Source organism: Citrobacter sp. wls829, assembly GCF_005280825.1.
GTDB lineage: Bacteria > Pseudomonadota > Gammaproteobacteria > Enterobacterales > Enterobacteriaceae > Citrobacter > Citrobacter gillenii.
This window is the reverse complement of sequence record NZ_SZWP01000056.1, coordinates 25888-47084: the sequence shown is the minus strand read 5'-3', so window position 1 is coordinate 47084 and position 21197 is coordinate 25888. Positions and strand designations below refer to the sequence as shown.

Below are 21197 nucleotides of genomic sequence, written 5' to 3'. Positions count from 1 at the left end.
CTGGTGGTGTGTCATGGGTTGATTTGGCGTCATTTGGCCGTGCGATTCGTTGCCAGGCCTGATGTTTGCAGGGCAATACGCCTGCCACGACCAGAAATGCGAAAGGTTTGGTGATTTATTCAGTTGCCAAACCCGCTTGAGTATTGAGATAATTTTCAGTCTGACTCTCGCAATATCTTATGAGGTTTCAGTTCATGTCCTGCTGCGCTGAGTGTCTGCGAAGCGGGTTTATCATTAACGAATAGTCTTAGTAGTACCGAAAAAATGGCAGAGAAACGCAATATCTTTCTGGTTGGGCCTATGGGTGCCGGAAAAAGCACTATTGGGCGCCAGTTAGCTCAACAACTCAATATGGAATTTTACGATTCTGATCAAGAGATTGAGAAACGAACCGGAGCTGATGTGGGCTGGGTCTTCGATGTAGAAGGTGAAGACGGCTTCCGCGATCGCGAAGAAAAAGTCATCAACGAGTTGACGGAAAAACAGGGTATTGTGCTGGCAACTGGCGGTGGCTCTGTTAAATCACGTGAAACACGTAACCGTCTTTCCGCGCGTGGCGTCGTGGTCTATCTTGAAACGACAATTGAAAAACAACTTGCGCGAACTCAACGCGACAAGAAACGCCCACTGCTGCAGGTAGAATCACCGCCTCGCGAAGTTCTGGAAGCGTTGGCTGACGAACGCAATCCTCTGTATGAAGAGATTGCTGACGTGACCATTCGCACCGATGATCAGAGCGCTAAAGTCGTGGCAAACCAGATTATTCATATGTTGGAAAGCAACTGATTCTGGCTTAATACACTCGTCTGCGGGTACAAGTAACTAAGGTGGATGTCGCGTCATGGAGAGGATTACAGTCACTCTCGGGGAACGTAGTTACCCTATCACCATCGCGGCTGGTTTGTTTAATGAGCCGGCTTCATTCTTACCGCTGAAATCGGGCGATCAGGTTATGTTGGTGACCAACGAAACCCTGGCTCCCCTTTATCTCGATAAGATTCGCGGCGTACTTGAACAGGCGGGTGTTAATGTTGATAGCGTCATCCTTCCCGACGGCGAGCAGTATAAAAGCCTGACGGTGCTGGATACGGTATTCACAGCATTACTGCAAAAACCGCACGGTCGCGATACCACGCTGGTTGCTCTTGGCGGCGGCGTGATTGGCGATCTTACCGGTTTTGCAGCCGCCAGCTATCAGCGCGGCGTACGTTTTATTCAAGTTCCGACAACGCTGTTGTCGCAGGTTGATTCCTCCGTTGGCGGCAAAACCGCCGTAAACCATCCCCTCGGCAAGAACATGATTGGTGCTTTTTACCAACCCGCTTCCGTGGTGGTGGATCTCGACTGTCTGAAAACGCTTCCTGCGCGTGAACTGGCGTCGGGTCTGGCGGAAGTGATCAAATACGGCATCATCCTTGACGGTGAATTTTTCAGCTGGCTGGAAGACAATCTGGACGCATTACTGCATCTGGACGGTCCGGCAATGGCGTACTGTATCCGCCGTTGTTGTGAGCTGAAGGCAGAAGTTGTCGCAGCAGACGAGCGCGAAATGGGCTTACGTGCTTTACTGAATCTGGGACATACGTTTGGCCATGCAATCGAAGCTGAAATGGGTTATGGCAATTGGTTACATGGTGAAGCGGTGGCCGCAGGTATGGTAATGGCTGCTCGTACGTCAGAACGTCTGGGTCAGTTTTGCTCCGCGGACACGCAGCGCATCATTACGCTGCTGAAGCGGGCAGGCTTACCGGTTGATGGACCACGTGAGATGTCCACTCAGGCCTATTTACCGCACATGCTGCGAGATAAAAAAGTGTTGGCGGGGGAGATGCGTTTAGTGCTTCCGTTAGCAATAGGGAAGAGTGAAATGCGCGGCGGAGTGTCGCACGAGGTGGTTCTTAACGCTATTGCTGATTGCCAGCAGGCGTAACAACAAGAAAGGTCCGGCTTGCGTTGTAAGGCGTAAGTCTTTTAGCTTCAGGTTATGTGCAACGTCGTAAGCATTAACCTTTGAGTGGGGTGTTAAATGGATGAATTCAAACCAGAAGACGAGCTGAAACCCGATCCCAGCGATCGTCGTACTGGTCGTTCTCGTCAATCGTCTGAACGCGATAATGAGCCGCAAATCAATTTTGATGATGTTGATCTGGATACTGACGATCGTCGTCCAGCGCGCGCGCGTAAAGAACGTGACGAAGAGCAAGACATTGAAGAAGACTATGAATCTGATGACGATACCGTGGATGAAGAGCGTGTAGAACGCCGTCCGCGTAAGCGTAAGAAGGCCGCCAGCAAACCTGCCTCTCGTCAATATATGATGATGGGTGTGGGGGTTCTGGTGCTGCTGCTGTTGATAGTCGGCATCGGTTCAGCGTTGAAAGCCCCCTCATCTCCCTCTTCCAGCGATCAGACGGCGTCTGGTGAGAAGAGTATCGATCTTTCTGGCAATAGCGCGACCGATCAGGCGAGCACAACTCAGCCTGCAACGACTGCTGAGCAACCGGCTGGCAATGCGCAGCAGGATGTTTCTCTGCCGCCAATTTCTTCTACGCCAACTCAGGGGCAAGCACCTGTTGCCGCTGAAGGTCAACAGCGTGTTGAAGTTCAGGGCGATCTGAATAATGCCCTGACGCAACCGCAAGGTCAGGAACAGGTGAACAACGTGGTTGTGAACTCCACGCTGCCAACCGAACCTGCTACCGTTGCACCTGTTCGTAATGGTACTACGGCGCGTCCTGCAACAACGGAGCCTGCTGAGCGTCACGCGACTGCGCGTCCGGAACGCAAACAGGCCGTTATTGAGCCGAAGAGCAAACCGCAGACGACCGTGAAAGCAACGCCGACAGAGCCAAAACCTGTTGCCCAGGCGAAGCGCACTGAACCGACTGCGCCAGTGACTGCACCGGTTACTACGACCAAAGCACCTGCGGCAACGACTGCGCCAAAAGCGACAGCTGAGCCTAAAGCAACCGTCAGTACCACCACACCTGCGCAGACTGCTACTCCTGCGCCAACTACGGCAACGCCTGTAGCGGGCGGAGCAAAAACGGCGGGTAATGTTGGGGCGTTAAAATCAGCGCCGTCCAGTCATTACACTCTGCAGCTCAGCAGTTCTTCTAACTACGACAACCTGAACGGTTGGGCGAAGAAAGAGAACCTGAAGAACTACGTGGTGTATCAGACGACGCGTAACGGTCAACCGTGGTATGTTCTGGTGACGGGTGTATATGCATCTAAAGACGATGCAAAACGTGCGGTGTCTACGTTGCCAGCCGACATTCAGGCGAAAAACCCGTGGGCGAAACCGCTGCATCAGGTTCAGGCCGATCTGAAGTAAGATAGGATATGTTCTGCAATGGTTTGATGTTTCGCCCAATTGCGGGACAAAGACTAAAGCGCAGGATGCTGTCGGAGCTTTCTCCACAGCCGGAGAAGGTGTAATTAGTTAGTCAGCATGAAAAAAAATCGCGCTTTTCTGAAGTGGGCAGGGGGAAAATACCCCCTGCTTGATGATATCAAACGGCATTTGCCTCAGGGCGAATGTCTTGTCGAACCCTTCGTGGGTGCAGGGTCGGTGTTCCTAAACACCGACTTTTCTCGTTATATTCTTGCCGATATCAACAGCGACCTCATCAGTCTCTATAACATCGTGAAGTCGCGTACCGATGAGTATGTGCAGGCTTCGCGCGAGCTGTTTGTCCCTGAGACCAATCAGTCTGAGGTGTACTATCAGTTCCGGACAGAATTTAACGCCAGCCAGGATCCGTTCCGACGTGCGGTACTGTTCTTATACCTCAACCGTTTTGGTTACAACGGCCTGTGTCGGTACAACCTGCGTGGAGAATTTAACGTGCCGTTTGGCCGTTATAAAAAACCCTACTTTCCGGAAGCTGAGTTGTATCATTTTGCCGAAAAAGCGCAGAATGCAGAGTTTCATTGCCTCTCCTATGAAGAGTGCATGGAGCGTGCTGATATCAACTCTGTGGTTTATTGCGACCCGCCTTATGCGCCGCTGTCGGCGACGGCGAATTTCACCGCGTATCACACCAATAGCTTTAGCCCGAAAGAGCAGGCGCATCTGGCCGAAATGGCAGAAAAGCTGGTCAGTAAGCAGATCCCGGTGTTAATTTCGAACCATGACACGCCCGATACGCGCGAGTGGTACCGAGCGGCGAAGCATTTTCAGGTAAAAGTGCGGCGCAGTATAAGCAGCAACGGCGGCACACGTAAAAAGGTGAATGAACTGCTGGCTCTGTACAAACCAGGAGTCGTAACGCCTGCGAAAAAATAATTCTCAAGGAGAAGCGGATGAAACAGTATTTGATTGCCCCCTCAATTCTGTCGGCTGATTTTGCCCGCCTGGGTGAGGACACCGCGAGCGTTCTGGCCGCCGGTGCCGATGTCGTGCACTTCGACGTCATGGACAACCATTATGTACCGAACCTGACTATCGGGCCGATGGTACTGAAATCGCTACGCAAATATGGGATTACCGCCCCTATTGATGTGCATCTGATGGTGAAGCCGGTTGACCGTATTATCCCGGACTTCGCTGCCGCTGGCGCCAGCATCATTACTTTTCACCCGGAAGCCTCCGAACACGTCGATCGCACCTTACAGCTGATCAAAGAGAATGGCTGTAAAGCGGGCCTGGTGTTCAACCCGGCCACGCCGCTGAGCTACCTGGACTACGTTATGGATAAGCTGGATGTGATCCTGCTGATGTCCGTTAACCCCGGTTTTGGCGGGCAATCTTTCATTCCGCAAACGCTGGAAAAACTGCGTGAAGTTCGCCGTCGTATTGATGAGTCTGGCTATGACATTCGCCTGGAAGTTGATGGCGGCGTTAAGGTGAACAATATCGGCGAAATCGCCGCAGCGGGTGCGGATATGTTTGTCGCAGGTTCCGCGATTTTCGACCAACCTGACTACAAAAAAGTCATTGATGAAATGCGCCATGAACTGGCGAAGGTAAGTCATGGATAAATTTCAGGATATTCGGGGCGTAGCTTTTGACCTCGACGGTACGCTGGTTGATAGCGCGCCGGGATTAGCCGCCGCAGTGGATATGGCGCTGTACGCGCTGGAATTACCCACTGCAGGCGAAGAACGTGTGATTACTTGGATTGGTAATGGCGCAGATGTATTGATGGAGCGTGCACTCACCTGGGCTCGCCTTGAGCGCGCTACGCTGCGTAAAACGACGGGCAAACCGCCCATCGATGACGACATTCCTGCCGTTGAGCAGGTGCGTATTTTACGTAAGCTGTTTGACCGCTATTACGGTGATGTTGCCGAAGAAGGGACGTTCTTATTTCCCCACGTTGCAGATACGCTGGGCGCGCTGCATGCGAAAGGCCTGCCGTTAGGTCTGGTAACCAACAAGCCGACACCGTTTGTGGCACCGCTGCTTAACGCACTGGATATCGCCAAGTATTTTAGTGTGGTCATCGGCGGTGACGACGTGAAAAATAAAAAACCGCATCCCGATCCGCTGCTGCTAGTGGCCTCACGTATGGGGATTGCGCCTGAAAAATTGCTCTTTGTGGGTGATTCGCGCAATGATATTCAGGCGGCAAAAGCCGCTGGCTGTCCTTCGGTTGGTCTTACGTATGGGTATAACTACGGTGAAGGGATCGACCTCAGCCAGCCGGATGTAATATATGACAGCATTAATGACCTTCTGCCCGCACTCGGGCTTCCGAATAGCGAAAATCAGGAATTGAAAAATGACTAAGCCCATCGTTTTTAGTGGCGCACAGCCCTCAGGTGAATTGACCATTGGCAACTATATGGGTGCGCTGCGTCAATGGGTAAACATGCAGGATGATTACCACTGCATCTACTGTATCGTGGACCAGCATGCTATCACCGTCCGCCAGGACGCGCAGAAGCTGCGTAATGCTACGCTGAATACGCTGGCGCTGTATCTGGCGTGTGGTATCGATCCTGAGAAAAGCACCATTTTCGTTCAGTCCCACGTGCCGGAACATGCACAGTTAGGCTGGGCGCTGAACTGCTACACCTATTTTGGTGAACTGAGCCGCATGACCCAGTTCAAAGATAAATCTTCCCGTTACGCTGAAAACATCAATGCCGGTCTGTTCGACTACCCGGTACTGATGGCTGCCGATATTCTGCTGTACCAGACCAATCTGGTACCGGTAGGGGAAGATCAGAAACAGCACCTGGAACTGAGCCGTGACGTCGCCCAGCGTTTTAACGCACTGTATGGTGACATCTTCAAAGTGCCTGAGCCGTTTATTCCGAAATCCGGTGCGCGCGTGATGTCCCTGCTGGAGCCGACGAAGAAAATGTCTAAGTCGGATGACAACCGCAACAACGTGATCGGCCTGTTGGAAGATCCGAAATCTGTGGTGAAGAAAATCAAACGCGCCATGACGGATTCCGATGAGCCGCCAGTTGTTCGTTACGATGTGCAGAATAAAGCGGGTGTTGCCAACTTGCTGGATATTCTCTCTGCCGTAACGGGTAAGAGCATCCCGGAACTGGAGCAGCACTTTGAAGGCAAGATGTATGGCCACCTGAAGGGTGAAGTTGCCGATGCCGTTTCCGGTATGTTGACTGAGCTTCAGGAACGTTACCACCGTTTCCGTAACGATGAAGCCTTCTTGCAGCAAGTGATGAAAGATGGTGCAGAAAAAGCCAGTGCGCGCGCAGCAGAAACACTGAAAGCGGTGTATGAAGCAATTGGATTTGTTGCGAAGCCGTAATATAACGTGCGGCTAAAATAAAAGCCGGATTATCTCCTATACTGTTTAATATTATAACGGCATGGGAGATAACCCGGCTTTATATATTTATACGGAATATAAATAATTACAGCGCAGTGTCACCGCAGCCGCCAATGATTTTAGAAATAGAAATGGCTGGGTGCAGAAAATAATCGTAATCACAGGTCTTGTTTTTGTTCTGAACGCTACCGGTGCAGGCAGTCAATGTGGAGAGAGCCAGCAGTACTGCAGCAGCTTTAAGCATGTTTTTCATTTAATAATCCCTATCAATCAATAAAATATCAGTATGCCAATTCCATATGCTTCGAAAAACACGTAGTGAATTAAGCTTGCTATATATAACGCGACCAGGAAGTTATTACTTGTTCTTTTAACTTAATAGTAGGTTTAAGAATTTTTAAATAATAATAATTGATGATGAGTAAAGATGAAGGATAATGACTGGAAGAGTAATCAAAAGACGGCGCTATGCAGAAAACATAGCGCCTGAATATTAATGGTTTGAGAACCAGTTCAGCTTATCGCGCAGGCCAACCACGCGACCAACAATGATCAGCGCCGGGCTTTCCACCTGTTGCGCCAGTTCACCGAGTTGCGTCAGTACACCATTGACAACGCGCTGTTTCACGGAGGTCCCGTTTTCGACCAGCGCAACCGGCATGTCTACTGGCATCCCAAACGCGATCAATTTTTCCTGGATAGTGGCCGCCTGATTCAGCCCCATATAGAACACCAGCGTCTGTTTTTCTGCTGCCAGGTTTTCCCAGTCCAGCTCGCCGCCGGTCTTCAGGTGTCCGGTGACCAGGCGTACGCTCTGGGCGTAATCTCGATGCGTCAGCGGAATGCCGGAATAGGCTGAACAGCCGGACGCCGCGGTAATACCGGGAACAACAGAGAACGGGATACCTTCGTGGCACAGGGTTTCCAGCTCTTCGCCACCGCGACCAAAGATGAACGGGTCGCCGCCTTTCAGGCGCACTACGCGTTTGCCCTGTTTCGCCTGGTTCAGCAGGATCTGGTTGATCTCTTCCTGCGGTACGCAGTGATAACCCGCACGCTTGCCGACGAAAATACGATCGGCATCGCGACGAACAAGGTTCATGATGTCATCGGAAACCAGGCGGTCATACACCACAACATCGGCCTGCTGAATCTGTTGTAGCCCTTTCAGCGTCAGCAGCCCGGCATCGCCTGGGCCGGCACCAACCAGCACTACTTCGCCACGATGGTCCAGCGGTTCGCTGAGCATCTGCTCGGTCGTTTCTTCTATTGCCTGCCGATCGTCGTTTGCCAGGGACTGCGCCAGCCTGTCGTTAACAAACAGCTTTTCCCAGAAGCGGCGACGTTCACCCATACTGGCGAACTGCTTTTTCACCCGGGAACGCAGCTGTCCTGCATACTGCGCGACCTGGCCCAGATGCTGTGGCAACACGGATTCGAGCCTTTCACGCAGCAGTCGCGCCAGAACAGGAGAGGTACCGCCAGAGGAGACCGCCACCATCAGTGGTGAACGGTCAATAATGGAGGGCATGATGAAACTGGCCGCTTTTGGGGCGTCGACCACGTTACAGAAGATGCGACGTGATTCAGCGGCGTTGCTGACGCGAAGGTTGACGGCATCGTCATCGGTGGCGGCGATCGCCAGCCAGCAGGAGTCGAGCAGGGCTTCGTCAAACGGCCCCTCAACCAGCGTCAGCATGCCTTCATTTGCCCATACGGTGAACTGTGGAATAAACGCTAGCGCATTAACCGTTAAACGGGCGCCTGCTTCCAGCAGTAACCGCGCTTTGCGTTCTGCGACATCACCACCGCCGACGATCAAGCAGTCGCGGTCACGTAGTTGACAAAATATAGGCAAATGATCCACGACATTACCCCTTAATTATTGGCAGCAGCCTCAGTTTGGTTGATTTTTGCCGGAACGGGACGCTCCGATTTTGGCGTAGCATACCAATAACCCAACCCCATGAATACGACACCGGACAAAGTATTACCGAGTGTCACCCACAGCAGGTTATGGCCAATTCCGGACAAGGTATAGGCATCGCTGTGATGACCGAACCAGGAGAGTGCAAATAGCGTCATGTTGGCAACGGAGTGTTCATAGCCGGAAGCGATAAACGCCAGCAGGCACCACCAGATGGCGAGGAACTTCGCCGCACCTTCAGTACGGATCGCCATCCAGATTGCCAGGCAAACCAACCAGTTACACAACGCACCTTTAAAGAACAGTACGCTGGCAGGGGCTGTGGTTTTCGCCAGGGCAACGCTATGTACGATGCTGGTATCGACCGGCAGCAGGCTACCGCCACCCCAGCTGTACAGCAGGGCGACGAACACGGAACCGAGCAGATTTCCCAGCCAGGTTTGCGGCAGAATAGCCCACATCTGACCGTGGCTGATAGTGCCCGCTTTGACGCCAAGCGTCAGGAACATGGTGTGCCCGGTAAACAGCTCTGAACCGGCAATAATCACCAGCGTTAAGGCAATACCAAAGGTTGCACCCATCACCAGCGGACGTACGGATGGATCAAGCAGATTGCCGAGAGTGAAAATAAGAATGATGCCGAGACCGACATAAGCGCCCGCCATGGCGGAACTGACCCAGAAACCGATTGGGTTGTTGGCCGACAGGCGTGCAATGCGCGCAGCGTTAGCCGCACACTTATTGATAGTGTCTGTAAACATGTGTTTGATTATCCTTTTCTCACTTCATCCTTTGCACTGCCTCTTTGTTGGCAGCCCTTGCTCACCCCAGTCACATAGTGAACTATGCTCCTGGGGATTTGCGCGGTTGCCGCCGCGATGCAGCACAAATGATTTTGTGATAATGATTAAAAGTGGAACAAAAATAAAAATCTAAAAAGGGAGGCATTGCGCCTCCCAATAATTTACTAACCGCGCAACTGCACCATGCCGTCTTTCACCCGGGCTTCGTAGTGCGCCACGGAATGACTTTCGTCTTCCATGCACAGACCGTCGCTGAGGCGGAAACGCTGTTTTTTCAGCGGGCTGGCAACCCATAGCTCGCCCTGGTGCTCAGCAATAATCCCGCGTGAAAGTACGCTGGACTGGAAGAACGGGTCGATGTTGCTGATCGCAAACACCTGGTCGCTGTGATAAGGACGGAAAATCGCGACTTGCTCTTTACCTAACAGGGCGCAGACGCCTGTTGCAGGCAGAATGTCATCGATTTTGCAGATGTTTTTCCACTGGCTCATGCGTTTTCCTCCACCAGAGTGACCGGGATACGCTCATACGGCGTGGCCGGGCGATGTTGTTCACGTTCAGGCACGACCTGGACATTCGGATCGCGTTTATCGCTGTTGATAAAGTGCTTGAAGCGAACCTGCGCGGACGGCGTGTTGACGGTTTCTGTCCACTCGCATACGACGGCTTCACGCAGACGCGCCATCTCTTCTTCCAGATGCTCGTTCAGGCCCAGTTTGTCGTCGATGATGACAGACTTCAGATACTCGATGCCGCCTTCCAGGTTATCTAACCACGGTGCGGTACGGGTCAGTTTGTCCGCAGTACGGATGTAGAACATCATGAAGCGGTCAAGGTATTTCATCAGCGTTTCACGGTCGAGATCCGCTGCCAGTAGATCCGCATGGCGTGGTTTCATCCCGCCGTTACCACAGACGTACAGGTTCCAGCCTTTTTCAGTGGCGATGATACCCACGTCTTTACCTTGGGCTTCTGCGCACTCACGGGTACAGCCAGAGACGCCAAACTTCATTTTGTGCGGGGTACGAATGCCCTTGTAGCGGTTTTCAAGCTCAACGCCGAAGCCTACGCTATCGCCGACACCATAACGGCACCAGGTGCTACCCACGCAGGTTTTCGCCATACGCAGCGCTTTAGCATACGCATGACCGGTTTCGAAGCCCGCTTCAATCAACTGACGCCAGATTTCCGGCAGGTCATCTTTTTGCGCGCCGAACAGACCAATACGCTGAGAACCGGTGATCTTGGTGTACAGATTGAACTCACGAGCGATACGGCCCACGGCAACCAGACCTTCCGGGGTAATTTCGCCACCGGCAGAGCGTGGGATAACGGAGTAGGTACCGTCTTTCTGGATGTTGGCCAGGAAGTTGTCGTTGGTATCCTGCAGCGGCGTGTGCTGCGGCTTGAGGATGTATTCATTCCAGCAGGAGGCCAGCAGGGAACCGACGGTTGGTTTACATACTTCGCAGCCGTAACCTTTACCGTGTTTCGCCAGCAATTCCTCGAAGGTTTTAATGCCTTCCACGCGGATGAGATGGAACAGTTCCTGACGTGAGTACGGGAAGTGATCGCACAGGTTGTTGTTGACTTCGATGCCCTGTTTCGCCAGTTCGGCATTCAGCACCTGGGTAACCAGCGGAATACAACCACCGCAGCCAGTACCGGCTTTGGTTTCGGCTTTCAGCGCTGCAACGGTGTGGCAGCCTTTGTTAATGGCGGCAACCAGCATGCCTTTGGTGACGTCGAAGCAGGAACAAATCTGCGCGCTGTCCGGCAGTTTATCCACGCCGATGGACGGCTTACCGCTGCCTGAGTGTGCTGGCAGGATCAGTGAGTCCGGGTTTTCCGGCAGTTCGATGGCGTTCAGCACCAGCTGCAGCAGGTTGCCGTAATCGCTGGTGTCACCCACCAGAACCGCGCCCAGCAGCGTTTTGTTATCTTCGCTGACGATCAGGCGTTTGTAGACTTCTTTGCTTTCGTCGAGGTAAACGTAGCTACGGGCGCCCGGTGTACGCGCATGTGCGTCGCCGATACCGCCGACATCTACGCCCAGCAGTTTCAGCTTGGCGCTCAGGTCTGCGCCTTCGAACGCGTTTTTGCTACCGAGAATATGGTCAACGGCGACCTGCGCCATTTTGTACCCCGGTGCGACCAGGCCATAAACGCGGTCGTTCCAGCTGGCGCATTCGCCGATAGCGTAGATATCCGGGTCAGAGGTCTGGCAGGCGTCGTTGATCACGATACCACCACGCTGTGCGACATCAAGGCCGCACTGGGTTGCCAGTTTGTCGCGCGGGCGAATACCGGTGGAGAAGACAATGAAGTCGACTTCCAGTTCGCTGCCGTCGGCAAAGCGCATAGTTTTACGCGCTTCAGTGCCTTGCTGGACGATCTCTTTGGTATTTTTGCTGGTGTGCACACGCACGCCCATGCTTTCAATTTTGCGACGTAACTGCTCGCCACCCATCTGATCCAGCTGTTCAGCCATCAGCATCGGGGCGAATTCAATCACGTGGGTTTCAACGCCTAAGCTTTTCAGGGCACCTGCGGCTTCCAGACCCAGCAGGCCACCACCGACAACGGCGCCGCGTTTACTGCGACGAGCGCAAGACTCAATGGCGTTGAGGTCTTCAATGGTACGGTAAACGAAACAGTCCTGCGTTTCCGAACCTTTAATTGGCGGGATCCACGGGTAGGAGCCGGTTGCCATGATCAGTTTATCGTAATAAACCGTACGACCGGCGCTGGAGTGGATCACCTTCTCCTGGCGGTTGATGGTAATCGCGCGTTCGCCGACTAATACCTTAACGCCGTGCTTCTCGTAGAAGCCTTCACGCACCAGAGACAGCTCTTCAGCAGTGTGGTGAGAGAAGTAAGAAGACAGGTGTACGCGGTCGTATGCTTTGCGGGGTTCTTCACAGAAGACGGTAATATCAAACTTGTCCGCATCGGATTTATCAAGAAGATCCTCAATAAAGCGATGGCCGACCATACCATTACCGATAATAGCGAGTCTGACTTTGCTCATTTTTGCCTCGATTTCTTTTCTATTACTGCCTACCTTAACGATTCAGCAACCCCGCTTATTGATACAAATCAATTTCGCCCTTATATACTCCTTAAGAGGTATATAACTGATTTGTCAGCGTTTTTATAAGTCACGGAATTGACAGGCTTTTCATGTTTGTATGATTAGCGTACAAATTAAGGGGTTTTAGTGTGATATAGGTCAGGATCCTAAGGGTTAGAAAGGGGAGTGATAAATGCCGGATAATCAGAGCCGCTATCCGGCATTCAGGTTTACTGCACAGCCGGTGCGTTATGCTGGCGATGACGCGTGACAAACCCAAGGATAAAGCACATCACGAATACCACGGCATACAGGCCATTCGCGGTTTGTAGTGCGGCCAGAGGACCGCTGTGGGCAACGATCGGACCCGTCACCACGAAGGTTAACATGGTCCCAATGGTGCCGCAGGTCAGGACGAAGTTAACCAGCTTCGGTGAGGCCACTTTAGTCTGCTGGGAGCCGAGGGTAATAATGGTGGTATAGATGGCGCTGGAGAAGAAGCCCAGCGTCAGGATGAACCACGGCATGTGCTCTGGCGTACCGGTGATGAAGAGATACATCAATACGGTTGCCAGTCCTGCCAGCACGGTCAGGATACGCTGCAAATCAAAGAAGCGCAGGATAAAGCTAAACGCCCACATACCCACCATGTAGGACATCCAGAAATCGCTGACCAGCTTACCTGCATCGTTCAGGCTCATGCCGAGGCTTTTGGCGTATTCCGGCACCCAGGAGATAAAACCCAACTGACCGAGGATGTAGCACAGCGCGGCGATGGACAAAAACAGCACACCGATGCCCCACTTCTCTTTCGCCACCGGTGCTTCCGGTTGCTGCGCGTGTTTACCCAGCGCCGGGAACTCACAGCCAAAGGTCAGCAGGAAAATGGCGACGTACACCAGGCCGATACAGGCGTAGACCCAGTACCATTCGATGCTACGCGCCAGCAGGTACGCGGCAACCATCGGGAAAATCATGCCCGCCATGCTGAAGAAGGAATCTGTAAACAGCAGGCGAGATCCACGCTGGCGACCTTCATACATCTGGGTGACCAGGAAAGTACCAATCGACATGGTGATCCCGCTGACGACCCCCAGCACAAACATGGCGGCGGAGAACAGCGCCAGGCTATGCGTGAGCATCAGTCCGGCGACAGCCAGCAGCATCAGAATAAAGCCAAAACGTAGCTGCGTTTTCAACGGGACAATTTCCATCAGCCACGCATTCAGAAAAATAGAGATCAGAATACCGGCATTCAGAAAGGTGAAGGTGTTACTCATACTGGAAACGGGCAAATGGAAATAGTCTGCGATGTTTCCCATCACCATCCCGGTGACAATAACCAACGCGCCTGTCAGGGCGTAGGAGAGAAAGCTGATCCATGTGAGCTTGATACGATTGCTGTTAGTCATGACTGGCCTGTATAGAAGTGTAAGGCGCATTGAAGGCGCCGTGAGCGGGCGGATTTTAGGCGTTTTGTTGATGTATTTAAATATTTTTTAGCAACTGCTGTTTCTATTACATATTTCAATGTGATCATGATCACATTGATGCACGTTGCAAAGCATTTACATTTGTTTCAGATTCGTAAAATTAAGTAAAGGGATGGCCTTGTCATGGAAGGCTCTTTAGAATCAATTCACTTGCTTCATTTCTGCTCTTGTAAAGGAATTCTCATGCTCAAATCGACTCTGGCGGCTGTTGCAGCTGTTCTCGCTCTTTCTGCCCTCTCTCCCGCAGCACTGGCAGCGAAAGGTGACCCACGTGTACTGCTGACGACCTCTGCTGGTAACATTGAGCTGGAGCTGAACAGTCAAAAGGCCCCGGTTTCAGTGCAAAACTTTGTCGATTATGTAAATAGTGGTTTCTATAACAACACCACGTTTCACCGGGTGATCCCTGGGTTTATGGTACAGGGCGGCGGTTTTACCGAGCAGATGCAGCAGAAGAAACCTAACCCGCCAATCAAAAATGAAGCCGATAACGGGCTGCGCAATACCCGTGGCACCATTGCCATGGCGCGGACCGCAGACAAAGACAGCGCGACCAGCCAGTTCTTTATCAACATTGCGGACAACGCTTTCCTCGATCACGGCCAGCGTGACTTCGGCTATGCCGTTTTTGGTAAAGTGGTGAAGGGGATGGATGTCGCGGATAAGATAGCTCAAGTGCCGACTCACGATGTCGGCCCTTACCAGAACGTTCCGTCCAAACCGATTGTTATCCTGTCTGCGAAAGTTCTGCCGTAATCGTATTTTTGCGCGGGCGGTTCCTGCCCGCGTTCTCTCCCTTCTCTGCGTAACCCGAAATTGCTGCTTATACTTGTGGCAAGTGCCGGCACATTCAGGGAGGTCACGTGAAAAAACTCACCGATAAACAAAAGTCCTGTCTTTGGGAGCAGCTGCGAAACGGCAATTTCCAGGCTAGTCGACGTCTGGAAGGCGTGGAGATTCCACGGGTTACGCTGAGCGCTGAAGATGCCCTGGCGCGCCTTGAAGAATTGAGGAGGCACTATGAGCGATAAATTCGGTGATGGGCGCGATCCCTATTTGTATCCGGGCCTGAACGTGATGCGTAATCGTCTCGGGGTCCATCAGGCCCAGCGTCTGGCGCAGGCGGCCTACGAATTGACGGCGCTGCGGGCGGCGACGATTGGGCTGGGCCCGCTAAAACGCGGTCTGCCGCATCTGTGCGCTATTCATCGCCAGCTCTATCAGGATATTTTTGACTGGGCGGGCCATCTGCGCGAGGTCGATATTTACCAGGGCGATACCCGCTTCTGCCACTTTGCTTATATCGAGAAAGAGGGCAACGCGCTGATGCAGGACCTGGAAGACGAGTCCTGGCTGGTGGGGCTGTCGGCGGATAAGTTTATCGACCGACTTGCGCATTATTATTGCGAAATTAATGTGCTACACCCATTTCGTATTGGCAGCGGTCTGGCCCAGCGTATTTTCTTCGAACAGTTAGCGGTTCATGCCGGGTATATGCTCAGTTGGGAGGGTATCCCGGTCGAAGAGTGGAATCAGGCCAACCAGAGTGGTGCGATGGGCGACCTGTCGGCGCTGCGGGCGATATTTCGTAAAGTGGTAAGCGAAGCCCGAGAAACTGGGTAGAATAGCGCGGTTTTTCTGTACCGGAGCCGCCATGATCCTGCTTATCGATAACTACGATTCTTTTACCTGGAACCTGTATCAATATTTCTGCGAACTGGGCGCAGAGGTCCTTGTCAGGCGCAACGACGAGCTGACGCTGGCGCAAATTGATGCGTTAAGTCCGCAAAAAATCGTTATTTCCCCCGGTCCCTGCACGCCGGATGATGCCGGGATTTCGCTGGATGTCATCCGTCACTATGCGGGAAAAACCCCGATGCTGGGCGTCTGTCTGGGCCACCAGGCGATGGCGCAGGCGTTTGGTGCCAGCGTCGTGCGGGCGGCGAAAGTCATGCACGGTAAGACCTCCCCGATTACGCATACCGGGCAGGGCGTTTTTCAGGGGCTGGCGAACCCGCTAACGGTGACGCGCTACCACTCTCTGGTGGTTGCACCTGAGACGCTGCCGGCCTGCTTTGAGGTAACGGCCTGGAGTGAAACGCAGGAGATTATGGGCATTCGCCACCGCGAGTGGGATTTGGAAGGCGTGCAGTTCCACCCGGAGAGTATCCTCAGTGAGCAGGGGCATCAGCTGCTGGCTAATTTCCTCAATCGGTGATTTGTAGTTGCTATTCAGTGACTTTTTATTCATATTTTGTGATTATAATTTCACTAGCATTTCTGCTTAACTGGGTGGTAATGACATGGCAACTGAACAAACTGCAATTACGCGCGCGACATTCGATGAAGTGATTCTGCCGATTTATGCACCGGCAGAGTTTATTCCGGTCAAAGGGAAAGGAAGTCGAGTCTGGGATCAACAGGGTAAAGAGTATGTTGATTTCGCGGGTGGTATTGCAGTTACCGCGTTAGGGCATTGCCATCCGGCCTTGGTCGAAACGTTAAAAACGCAGGGCGAAACCCTGTGGCACACCAGTAACGTTTTCACCAATGAGCCTGCACTGCGCTTAGGCCGCAAAATCATTGATGCGACCTTTGCTGAACGCGTGCTGTTCATGAACTCTGGCACTGAAGCCAACGAAACCGCCTTTAAGCTGGCACGCCATTATGCCTGCGTCCGCCATAGTCCGTTCAAAACCAAAATTATCGCCTTCCATAATGCGTTTCATGGACGCTCGCTGTTTACCGTTTCCGTCGGTGGGCAGCCAAAATATTCTGACGGCTTTGGGCCAAAACCGGCGGATATTATCCATGTACCGTTTAACGACCTGCATGCGGTAAAAGCGGTGATGGACGATCACACCTGCGCGGTGGTGGTTGAGCCGATTCAGGGCGAAGGTGGCGTTATGGCCGCTACGCCGGAATTCCTGCAGGGCCTGCGCGAACTGTGTGATCAGCATCAGGCATTGCTGGTGTTTGATGAAGTGCAGTGCGGTATGGGGCGTACCGGCGACCTGTTTGCCTATATGCACTACGGCGTGACGCCGGATATCCTGACCAGCGCCAAAGCCCTCGGCGGCGGTTTCCCGGTGAGCGCGATGTTGACCACTCAGGAAATCGCTTCTGCGTTCCATGTCGGTTCGCACGGTTCAACCTACGGCGGTAACCCGCTGGCCTGTGCGGTTGCAGAGACGGCGTTCGATATTATCAACACGCCGGACGTGCTGGACGGTGTTCAGGTCAAACGTCAGGCATTTGTTGCGCATTTACAGAAAATAGATGCTCAGTATGACATTTTTAGCGATATTCGCGGTATGGGGCTGCTGATTGGCGCGGAGCTGAAGCCGCAGTTCAAAGGTCGGGCGCGTGATTTCCTCTACGCCGCGGCTCATGAAGGCGTTATGGTGCTGAACGCGGGGCCGGACGTCATGCGTTTTGCGCCATCGCTGGTGGTGGAAGAGGCGGATATCGATGAAGGGATGCAGCGCTTTGCGCAGGCGGTAGCGAAGGTTATTGGTTGATGGATTACCGGATAGCGCTACGCTTATCCGGCCTACGAATCACACCTTACTCCGTAGGCCGGATAAGGCGTTTACGCCGCCATCCGGCAAATCTCTTAACCTTTCATATCCCGCAACCGGCGGCTCAGCCAGATACCGTGGTGCGGGCGTTGACGCCATGCCACCGACGAAATGGTGTGCATGGTATTCAGATGCCCCAGTATACGTTGCAGATGCTGCTCCAGGGTACTTAATGGACCGTGGGACAGCATCTCCGACGACTCGAGAATGTTCACATCACCGGAGCTTCCCGGCCCGTCATATTCCAGCCGCTGCTGACAACGCTGAATCGCAATTTCACAGGACTGCAGATACCGCTGCGCCAAATCCGGCGTCAACATGGTGTGTTCCCGGGCCAGCGTGGTCATCGCATTAATATGTTCGACGATGAACTGGCTGTGCGTGACCCACAGTTTCATATCGGCCAGGTAATGTGAGTTAAATCCTGGCTCCTGCATCGCCTGGTTCAGTGAGTTAAACAGCGTGTTATGCGCCTGGTTGACCCGCATACGCTGATACGCCAGCGGTGTGGCCTGTGGATCGTTGCTGAGGATCAGGCGAATAGCTTCCTGGTCAGCTTCCAGAGCGTCGTGGGCGTTTTTGCGCAGCAGGCCGCTTTGCCACTGTGGCCACAGCCAGAGCGTGCCGCCAAAGGCAATCAAACAGCCCAGCACCGTATCGACAAAGCGCGGCACAATAAACTGTTCTCCGTTCAGCGTCAGCAACTGCAGGGTATACACCGCCGTAACCGTAAACCCGACGGTGGCCCAGCCGTAGTTTTTGCGCATGATCAGATAGCTGACGAGGGTGATGACCAGCATGGCAGCCAGCGTAAACCCTTCCGGAATATGAAAGTGCAGCGTGACGCCGGCAATCACCAGCCCGACAAGCGTACCCAGCGAACGATGCAGAATGCGTACCCGCGTGGCACCGTAGCCATTTTGCGTGACGAACAGGACCGTCATCAGGATCCAATAAGGTTTGGGCAGGTGTAAGGCGCTGCCCATCAGGCTGGCGATGCTCAGCATGACGCTGATACGCCCGGCATTACGCAACGCGGGAGATTTCAGCGACAGATAGTTTTTCAGGGCCGGGAGTAACGGCAGGCGGCGCTGTTTGTCGGCCATTAAATCTCGGGCATACAGCGGACGCTGGGTGCGCAGCACGCGGGCAATGCGGCTAAAGTGCCAGTAGCAAAACTGCCCGACAGGATTTTCCGGGTGCTGGTTGGCAATTTTCTCCAGCGTGCCAATCTGTTTTTCCATCGAAAAGCGTGTTGGCAAGCGGTGATACAGAATGTCATCAGCCAGCACGCGTAACCGGTCGGCGACGGTGCGCGCATTCCAGCGAATCACCTGTTCTGCATGACTGCGTTCGACCAGCTTCTGCACCTCTTCTGGTTGATGCAGGCTGACGGAAATATGCTCCTGCAAATCCAGCGCCTCCTGAAAGGCCCGTAGCAGGCGTTTGTACTCGTTGTTGTGATGCGCCGACAGCATATGCATTTGCTGATAGCACTGGGTGATCAGATCCACCGCTTTTTGCTGGCGAACCAGCAGCGGGGGCAGCGCTTTTTCGGGATCGACGTGCTGGGTTAGCAGGCTGTATTTCGCTTCACAGTAATCGGCCAGTTCGCGATATAACAGGCTGAGCGATTCGCGCAGCGGCTGCTCACGCCACAGCCAGAACCAGAACCAGTTGAACGCGCCGTACCATAATGTACCTAGCGCATAGATCAGTAGCGGTTCCCAGACCGGCATGTTGCCAGCCAGGCTTAGCGTGAAAATTGCCGCAATCAGTGAGGCGGGCAGCAGTCGTGCATGCAGCGGGCTTAACTCGGCGGTCACGCCGAGAACCAGCGTCAGGCCGGTAAGGATCAGCGGGAGCGCAATGCTTTCTGCCAGCAATAGCTGCATGATCAGGCTACATCCGGCAAACAGTGACGCGCCAATAACTAAGCGTTTAAAAAATCGCTTATGCGGGGTATCAAGACCGGCAATGTTGCAGCAGGCGGGGACGAGGGAGAACAGCAGTCCCAGATGAAGCTGACCGATGATAAGACCGACAGCCACGGGTAAACACAGCACCAGCGTTTGTCGTAGTGCGTAGTTGATCTCGGGGTGATAAATCAGTCTTCGCCACATCGGTGCAAACAAAAATGGCGCATTACCAGGTAACGCGCCATTTCGACGAGGTTAACGCGTGCCGTAGACGACGATGGTCTTACCGTGCGCGGAGATCAGGTTCTGATCTTCCAGCATTTTCAGGATACGACCAACGGTTTCACGGGAGCAGCCAACGATCTGGCCAATTTCCTGACGGGTGATTTTGATCTGCATGCCGTCCGGGTGGGTCATCGCGTCAGGTTGTTTCGCCAGGTTCAACAGGGTCTGGGCGATACGACCGGTGACATCCAGGAAGGCCAGATTGCCCACTTTTTCGGACGTTACCTGCAGGCGACGAGCCATCTGAGAAGACAGGCGCATCAGAATATCCGGGTTAACCTGGATTAATTGACGAAATTTTTTGTATGAAATTTCAGCAACTTCACATGCGGTTTTGGCACGTACCCAGGCGCTACGTTCCTGGCCTTCTTCAAACAGGCCTAATTCACCAATGAAATCGCCCTGATTCAGATAAGAGAGGATCATTTCTTTCCCTTCTTCATCTTTGATCAGCACTGCCACTGAGCCTTTAACGATGTAATACAACGTTTCCGCTTTTTCACCCTGGTGAATCAGCGTGCTCTTCGATGGGTACTTATGAATATGGCAATGAGACAAGAACCATTCGAGAGTCGGGTCTGTTTGCGGTTTGCCAAGCACCATGCGCGGTTATCCTCTGTTATAAGCTGTCTCCAGAGTCAGAACACGACGCTGCCTCTGGGGTTGCAAAAATATGCTTCCCGCTACCTGGGAAAGGGGCTGCTAAAAAGTGAACTGCAGCCTGTAATGTGATGTCCTCTGCATACATGCAGTACGTCAATGTATTACTGTAGCATCCTGACTGTTTTAGCATAGCTTTCGCCGTGTGTCTCCTGGTGTCTCGCTTCAGCATGACTCAGGTCGCCTTCCGTTGCGAGAATTGTTATGTACGCGTAATCTGTCAGGAAAATTGAAACATTGGAGTTACGAAATATGCAAGCGCGTGTAAAGTGGGTTGAGGGGTTAACCTTCCTCGGTGAGTCCGCCTCAGGCCACCAAATCTTGATGGACGGTAACTCCGGTGATAAAGCGCCGAGCCCGATGGAAATGGTACTCATGGCTGCGGGTGGCTGTAGCGCCATTGATGTGGTGTCGATCCTGCAAAAGGGTCGTCAGGATGTGACCAACTGCGAAGTGAAGCTCACTTCCGAGCGTCGTGAAGAAGCGCCGCGTCTGTTTACCCATATTAATCTGCATTTCATCGTTACTGGCAACGATCTGAAAGACGCTTCGGTGTCTCGCGCCGTCGATCTCTCCGCGGAAAAATACTGCTCCGTGGCGCTGATGCTGGAAAAAGCGGTGAATATTACCCATTCCTATGAAGTGATTGCCGCGTAATCCTTGATGACGGATGGATGATGTTGATTTGTAGGCCCGATAAG

Annotated in this window: 21 protein-coding genes and 1 pseudogene; 14 read left to right on the top strand and 8 right to left on the bottom strand. The window is 53.0% G+C overall.

Annotation, left to right across the window (positions count from 1 at the left end; all coding sequences use genetic code 11):
- Nucleotides 1-264: 264 nt before the first annotated feature.
- From aroK to trpS, 7 genes are all read left to right on the top strand, one after another.
- Nucleotides 265-786: a shikimate kinase AroK gene (gene aroK, locus FDW88_RS10915; protein ID WP_003023552.1), complete on the top strand. Its 522-nt coding sequence runs from the start codon at nucleotides 265-267 to the stop codon at nucleotides 784-786.
- 55 nt (nucleotides 787-841) lie between these two features.
- Nucleotides 842-1930, top strand: coding sequence for a 3-dehydroquinate synthase (gene aroB / locus FDW88_RS10910; RefSeq protein ID WP_137362547.1), 1089 nt, complete (start codon nucleotides 842-844; stop codon nucleotides 1928-1930).
- Between the two features lie 96 nt (nucleotides 1931-2026).
- Entirely contained in the window at nucleotides 2027-3337 is a 1311-nt protein-coding gene (damX, locus tag FDW88_RS10905; protein ID WP_115257311.1) for a cell division protein DamX, read from the top strand.
- 117 nt (nucleotides 3338-3454) lie between these two features.
- On the top strand, nucleotides 3455-4291 hold the full coding sequence (dam, locus tag FDW88_RS10900; RefSeq protein ID WP_115257312.1) for an adenine-specific DNA-methyltransferase: 837 nt from the start codon (nucleotides 3455-3457) through the stop codon (nucleotides 4289-4291).
- Nucleotides 4292-4308: 17 nt separating this feature from the next.
- A complete protein-coding gene (gene rpe, locus FDW88_RS10895; protein ID WP_096759286.1) occupies nucleotides 4309-4986 on the top strand; it encodes a ribulose-phosphate 3-epimerase in 678 nt (225 codons plus the stop codon).
- Nucleotides 4979-5737 (top strand): phosphoglycolate phosphatase, encoded by a 759-nt coding sequence (gene gph / locus FDW88_RS10890; RefSeq protein WP_117342457.1) that lies wholly within the window; start codon nucleotides 4979-4981, stop codon nucleotides 5735-5737. The genes rpe and gph overlap by 8 nt, the downstream gene beginning before the upstream one ends.
- Nucleotides 5730-6734, top strand: a complete 1005-nt coding sequence (gene trpS, locus FDW88_RS10885; protein WP_096759288.1) for a tryptophan--tRNA ligase — start codon at nucleotides 5730-5732, stop codon at nucleotides 6732-6734. Before gph ends, trpS begins: the two co-directional genes overlap by 8 nt.
- Before the next feature lie 106 nt (nucleotides 6735-6840).
- On the opposite strand, the gene FDW88_RS10880 is transcribed toward trpS, so the two are convergent.
- The 6 genes from FDW88_RS10880 to tsgA all read right to left on the bottom strand — a co-directional run bounded on the left by FDW88_RS10880 (nucleotide 6841) and on the right by tsgA (nucleotide 13970).
- The gene (locus FDW88_RS10880; RefSeq protein ID WP_096759289.1) at nucleotides 6841-7008 is read right to left on the bottom strand and encodes a DUF4223 family protein; all 168 of its coding nucleotides are present in this window, start codon (nucleotides 7006-7008) and stop codon (nucleotides 6841-6843) included.
- Nucleotides 7009-7248: 240 nt separating this feature from the next.
- Nucleotides 7249-8622, bottom strand: coding sequence for a siroheme synthase CysG (gene cysG / locus FDW88_RS10875; RefSeq protein ID WP_137362546.1), 1374 nt, complete (start codon nucleotides 8620-8622; stop codon nucleotides 7249-7251).
- An 11-nt stretch (nucleotides 8623-8633) separates the two neighbouring features.
- Nucleotides 8634-9443, bottom strand: coding sequence for a nitrite transporter NirC (nirC, locus tag FDW88_RS10870; protein ID WP_115257313.1), 810 nt, complete (start codon nucleotides 9441-9443; stop codon nucleotides 8634-8636).
- A 206-nt stretch (nucleotides 9444-9649) separates the two neighbouring features.
- Nucleotides 9650-9976, bottom strand: a complete 327-nt coding sequence (gene nirD, locus FDW88_RS10865; protein ID WP_115257314.1) for a nitrite reductase small subunit NirD — start codon at nucleotides 9974-9976, stop codon at nucleotides 9650-9652.
- Nucleotides 9973-12516: an NADPH-nitrite reductase large subunit gene (nirB, locus tag FDW88_RS10860; protein WP_096759293.1), complete on the bottom strand. Its 2544-nt coding sequence runs from the start codon at nucleotides 12514-12516 to the stop codon at nucleotides 9973-9975. The genes nirD and nirB overlap by 4 nt, the downstream gene beginning before the upstream one ends.
- A 272-nt stretch (nucleotides 12517-12788) precedes the next feature.
- Nucleotides 12789-13970, bottom strand: a complete 1182-nt coding sequence (tsgA, locus tag FDW88_RS10855) for an MFS transporter TsgA (RefSeq protein WP_137362545.1) — start codon at nucleotides 13968-13970, stop codon at nucleotides 12789-12791.
- A 264-nt stretch (nucleotides 13971-14234) separates the two neighbouring features.
- On the opposite strand from tsgA, the gene ppiA reads away from it, so the two are divergent.
- The 6 genes and pseudogenes from ppiA to FDW88_RS22800 form a co-directional block, all read left to right on the top strand.
- Complete coding sequence (gene ppiA, locus FDW88_RS10850; RefSeq protein WP_096759295.1) at nucleotides 14235-14807, top strand: peptidylprolyl isomerase A; 573 nt, start codon at nucleotides 14235-14237, stop codon at nucleotides 14805-14807.
- A 107-nt stretch (nucleotides 14808-14914) separates the two neighbouring features.
- Nucleotides 14915-15082 carry a YhfG family protein gene (locus FDW88_RS10845; protein ID WP_115257317.1) on the top strand — a complete coding sequence of 56 codons (168 nt, stop codon included), beginning with the start codon at nucleotides 14915-14917 and terminating at the stop codon, nucleotides 15080-15082.
- The gene (locus FDW88_RS10840; RefSeq protein ID WP_117342456.1) at nucleotides 15072-15674 is read left to right on the top strand and encodes a putative adenosine monophosphate-protein transferase Fic; all 603 of its coding nucleotides are present in this window, start codon (nucleotides 15072-15074) and stop codon (nucleotides 15672-15674) included. Before FDW88_RS10845 ends, FDW88_RS10840 begins: the two co-directional genes overlap by 11 nt.
- 31 nt (nucleotides 15675-15705) lie before the next feature.
- Nucleotides 15706-16269 (top strand): aminodeoxychorismate synthase component 2, encoded by a 564-nt coding sequence (gene pabA, locus FDW88_RS10835; protein ID WP_117342455.1) that lies wholly within the window; start codon nucleotides 15706-15708, stop codon nucleotides 16267-16269.
- Nucleotides 16270-16354: 85 nt separating this feature from the next.
- Nucleotides 16355-17572, top strand: a complete 1218-nt coding sequence (locus FDW88_RS10830) for an aspartate aminotransferase family protein (RefSeq protein ID WP_137362544.1) — start codon at nucleotides 16355-16357, stop codon at nucleotides 17570-17572.
- A 4-nt stretch (nucleotides 17573-17576) separates the two neighbouring features.
- A pseudogene (locus FDW88_RS22800) lies at nucleotides 17577-17675 on the top strand (hypothetical protein); the annotation flags it as partial.
- Here the strand turns inward: FDW88_RS22800 and FDW88_RS10825 are convergent.
- Nucleotides 17668-19755 (bottom strand): YccS/YhfK family putative transporter, encoded by a 2088-nt coding sequence (locus FDW88_RS10825; protein WP_096759300.1) that lies wholly within the window; start codon nucleotides 19753-19755, stop codon nucleotides 17668-17670. The pseudogene FDW88_RS22800 and the gene FDW88_RS10825 sit on opposite strands and share 8 nt — an antisense overlap.
- Before the next feature lie 51 nt (nucleotides 19756-19806).
- The gene (gene crp, locus FDW88_RS10820; RefSeq protein ID WP_000242758.1) at nucleotides 19807-20439 is read right to left on the bottom strand and encodes a cAMP-activated global transcriptional regulator CRP; all 633 of its coding nucleotides are present in this window, start codon (nucleotides 20437-20439) and stop codon (nucleotides 19807-19809) included.
- Nucleotides 20440-20748: 309 nt separating this feature from the next.
- Here crp and FDW88_RS10815 point away from each other — a divergent pair, with 309 nt between their 5' ends.
- Nucleotides 20749-21153 carry an OsmC family protein gene (locus FDW88_RS10815; RefSeq protein ID WP_096759301.1) on the top strand — a complete coding sequence of 135 codons (405 nt, stop codon included), beginning with the start codon at nucleotides 20749-20751 and terminating at the stop codon, nucleotides 21151-21153.
- Nucleotides 21154-21197: the final 44 nt, after the last annotated feature.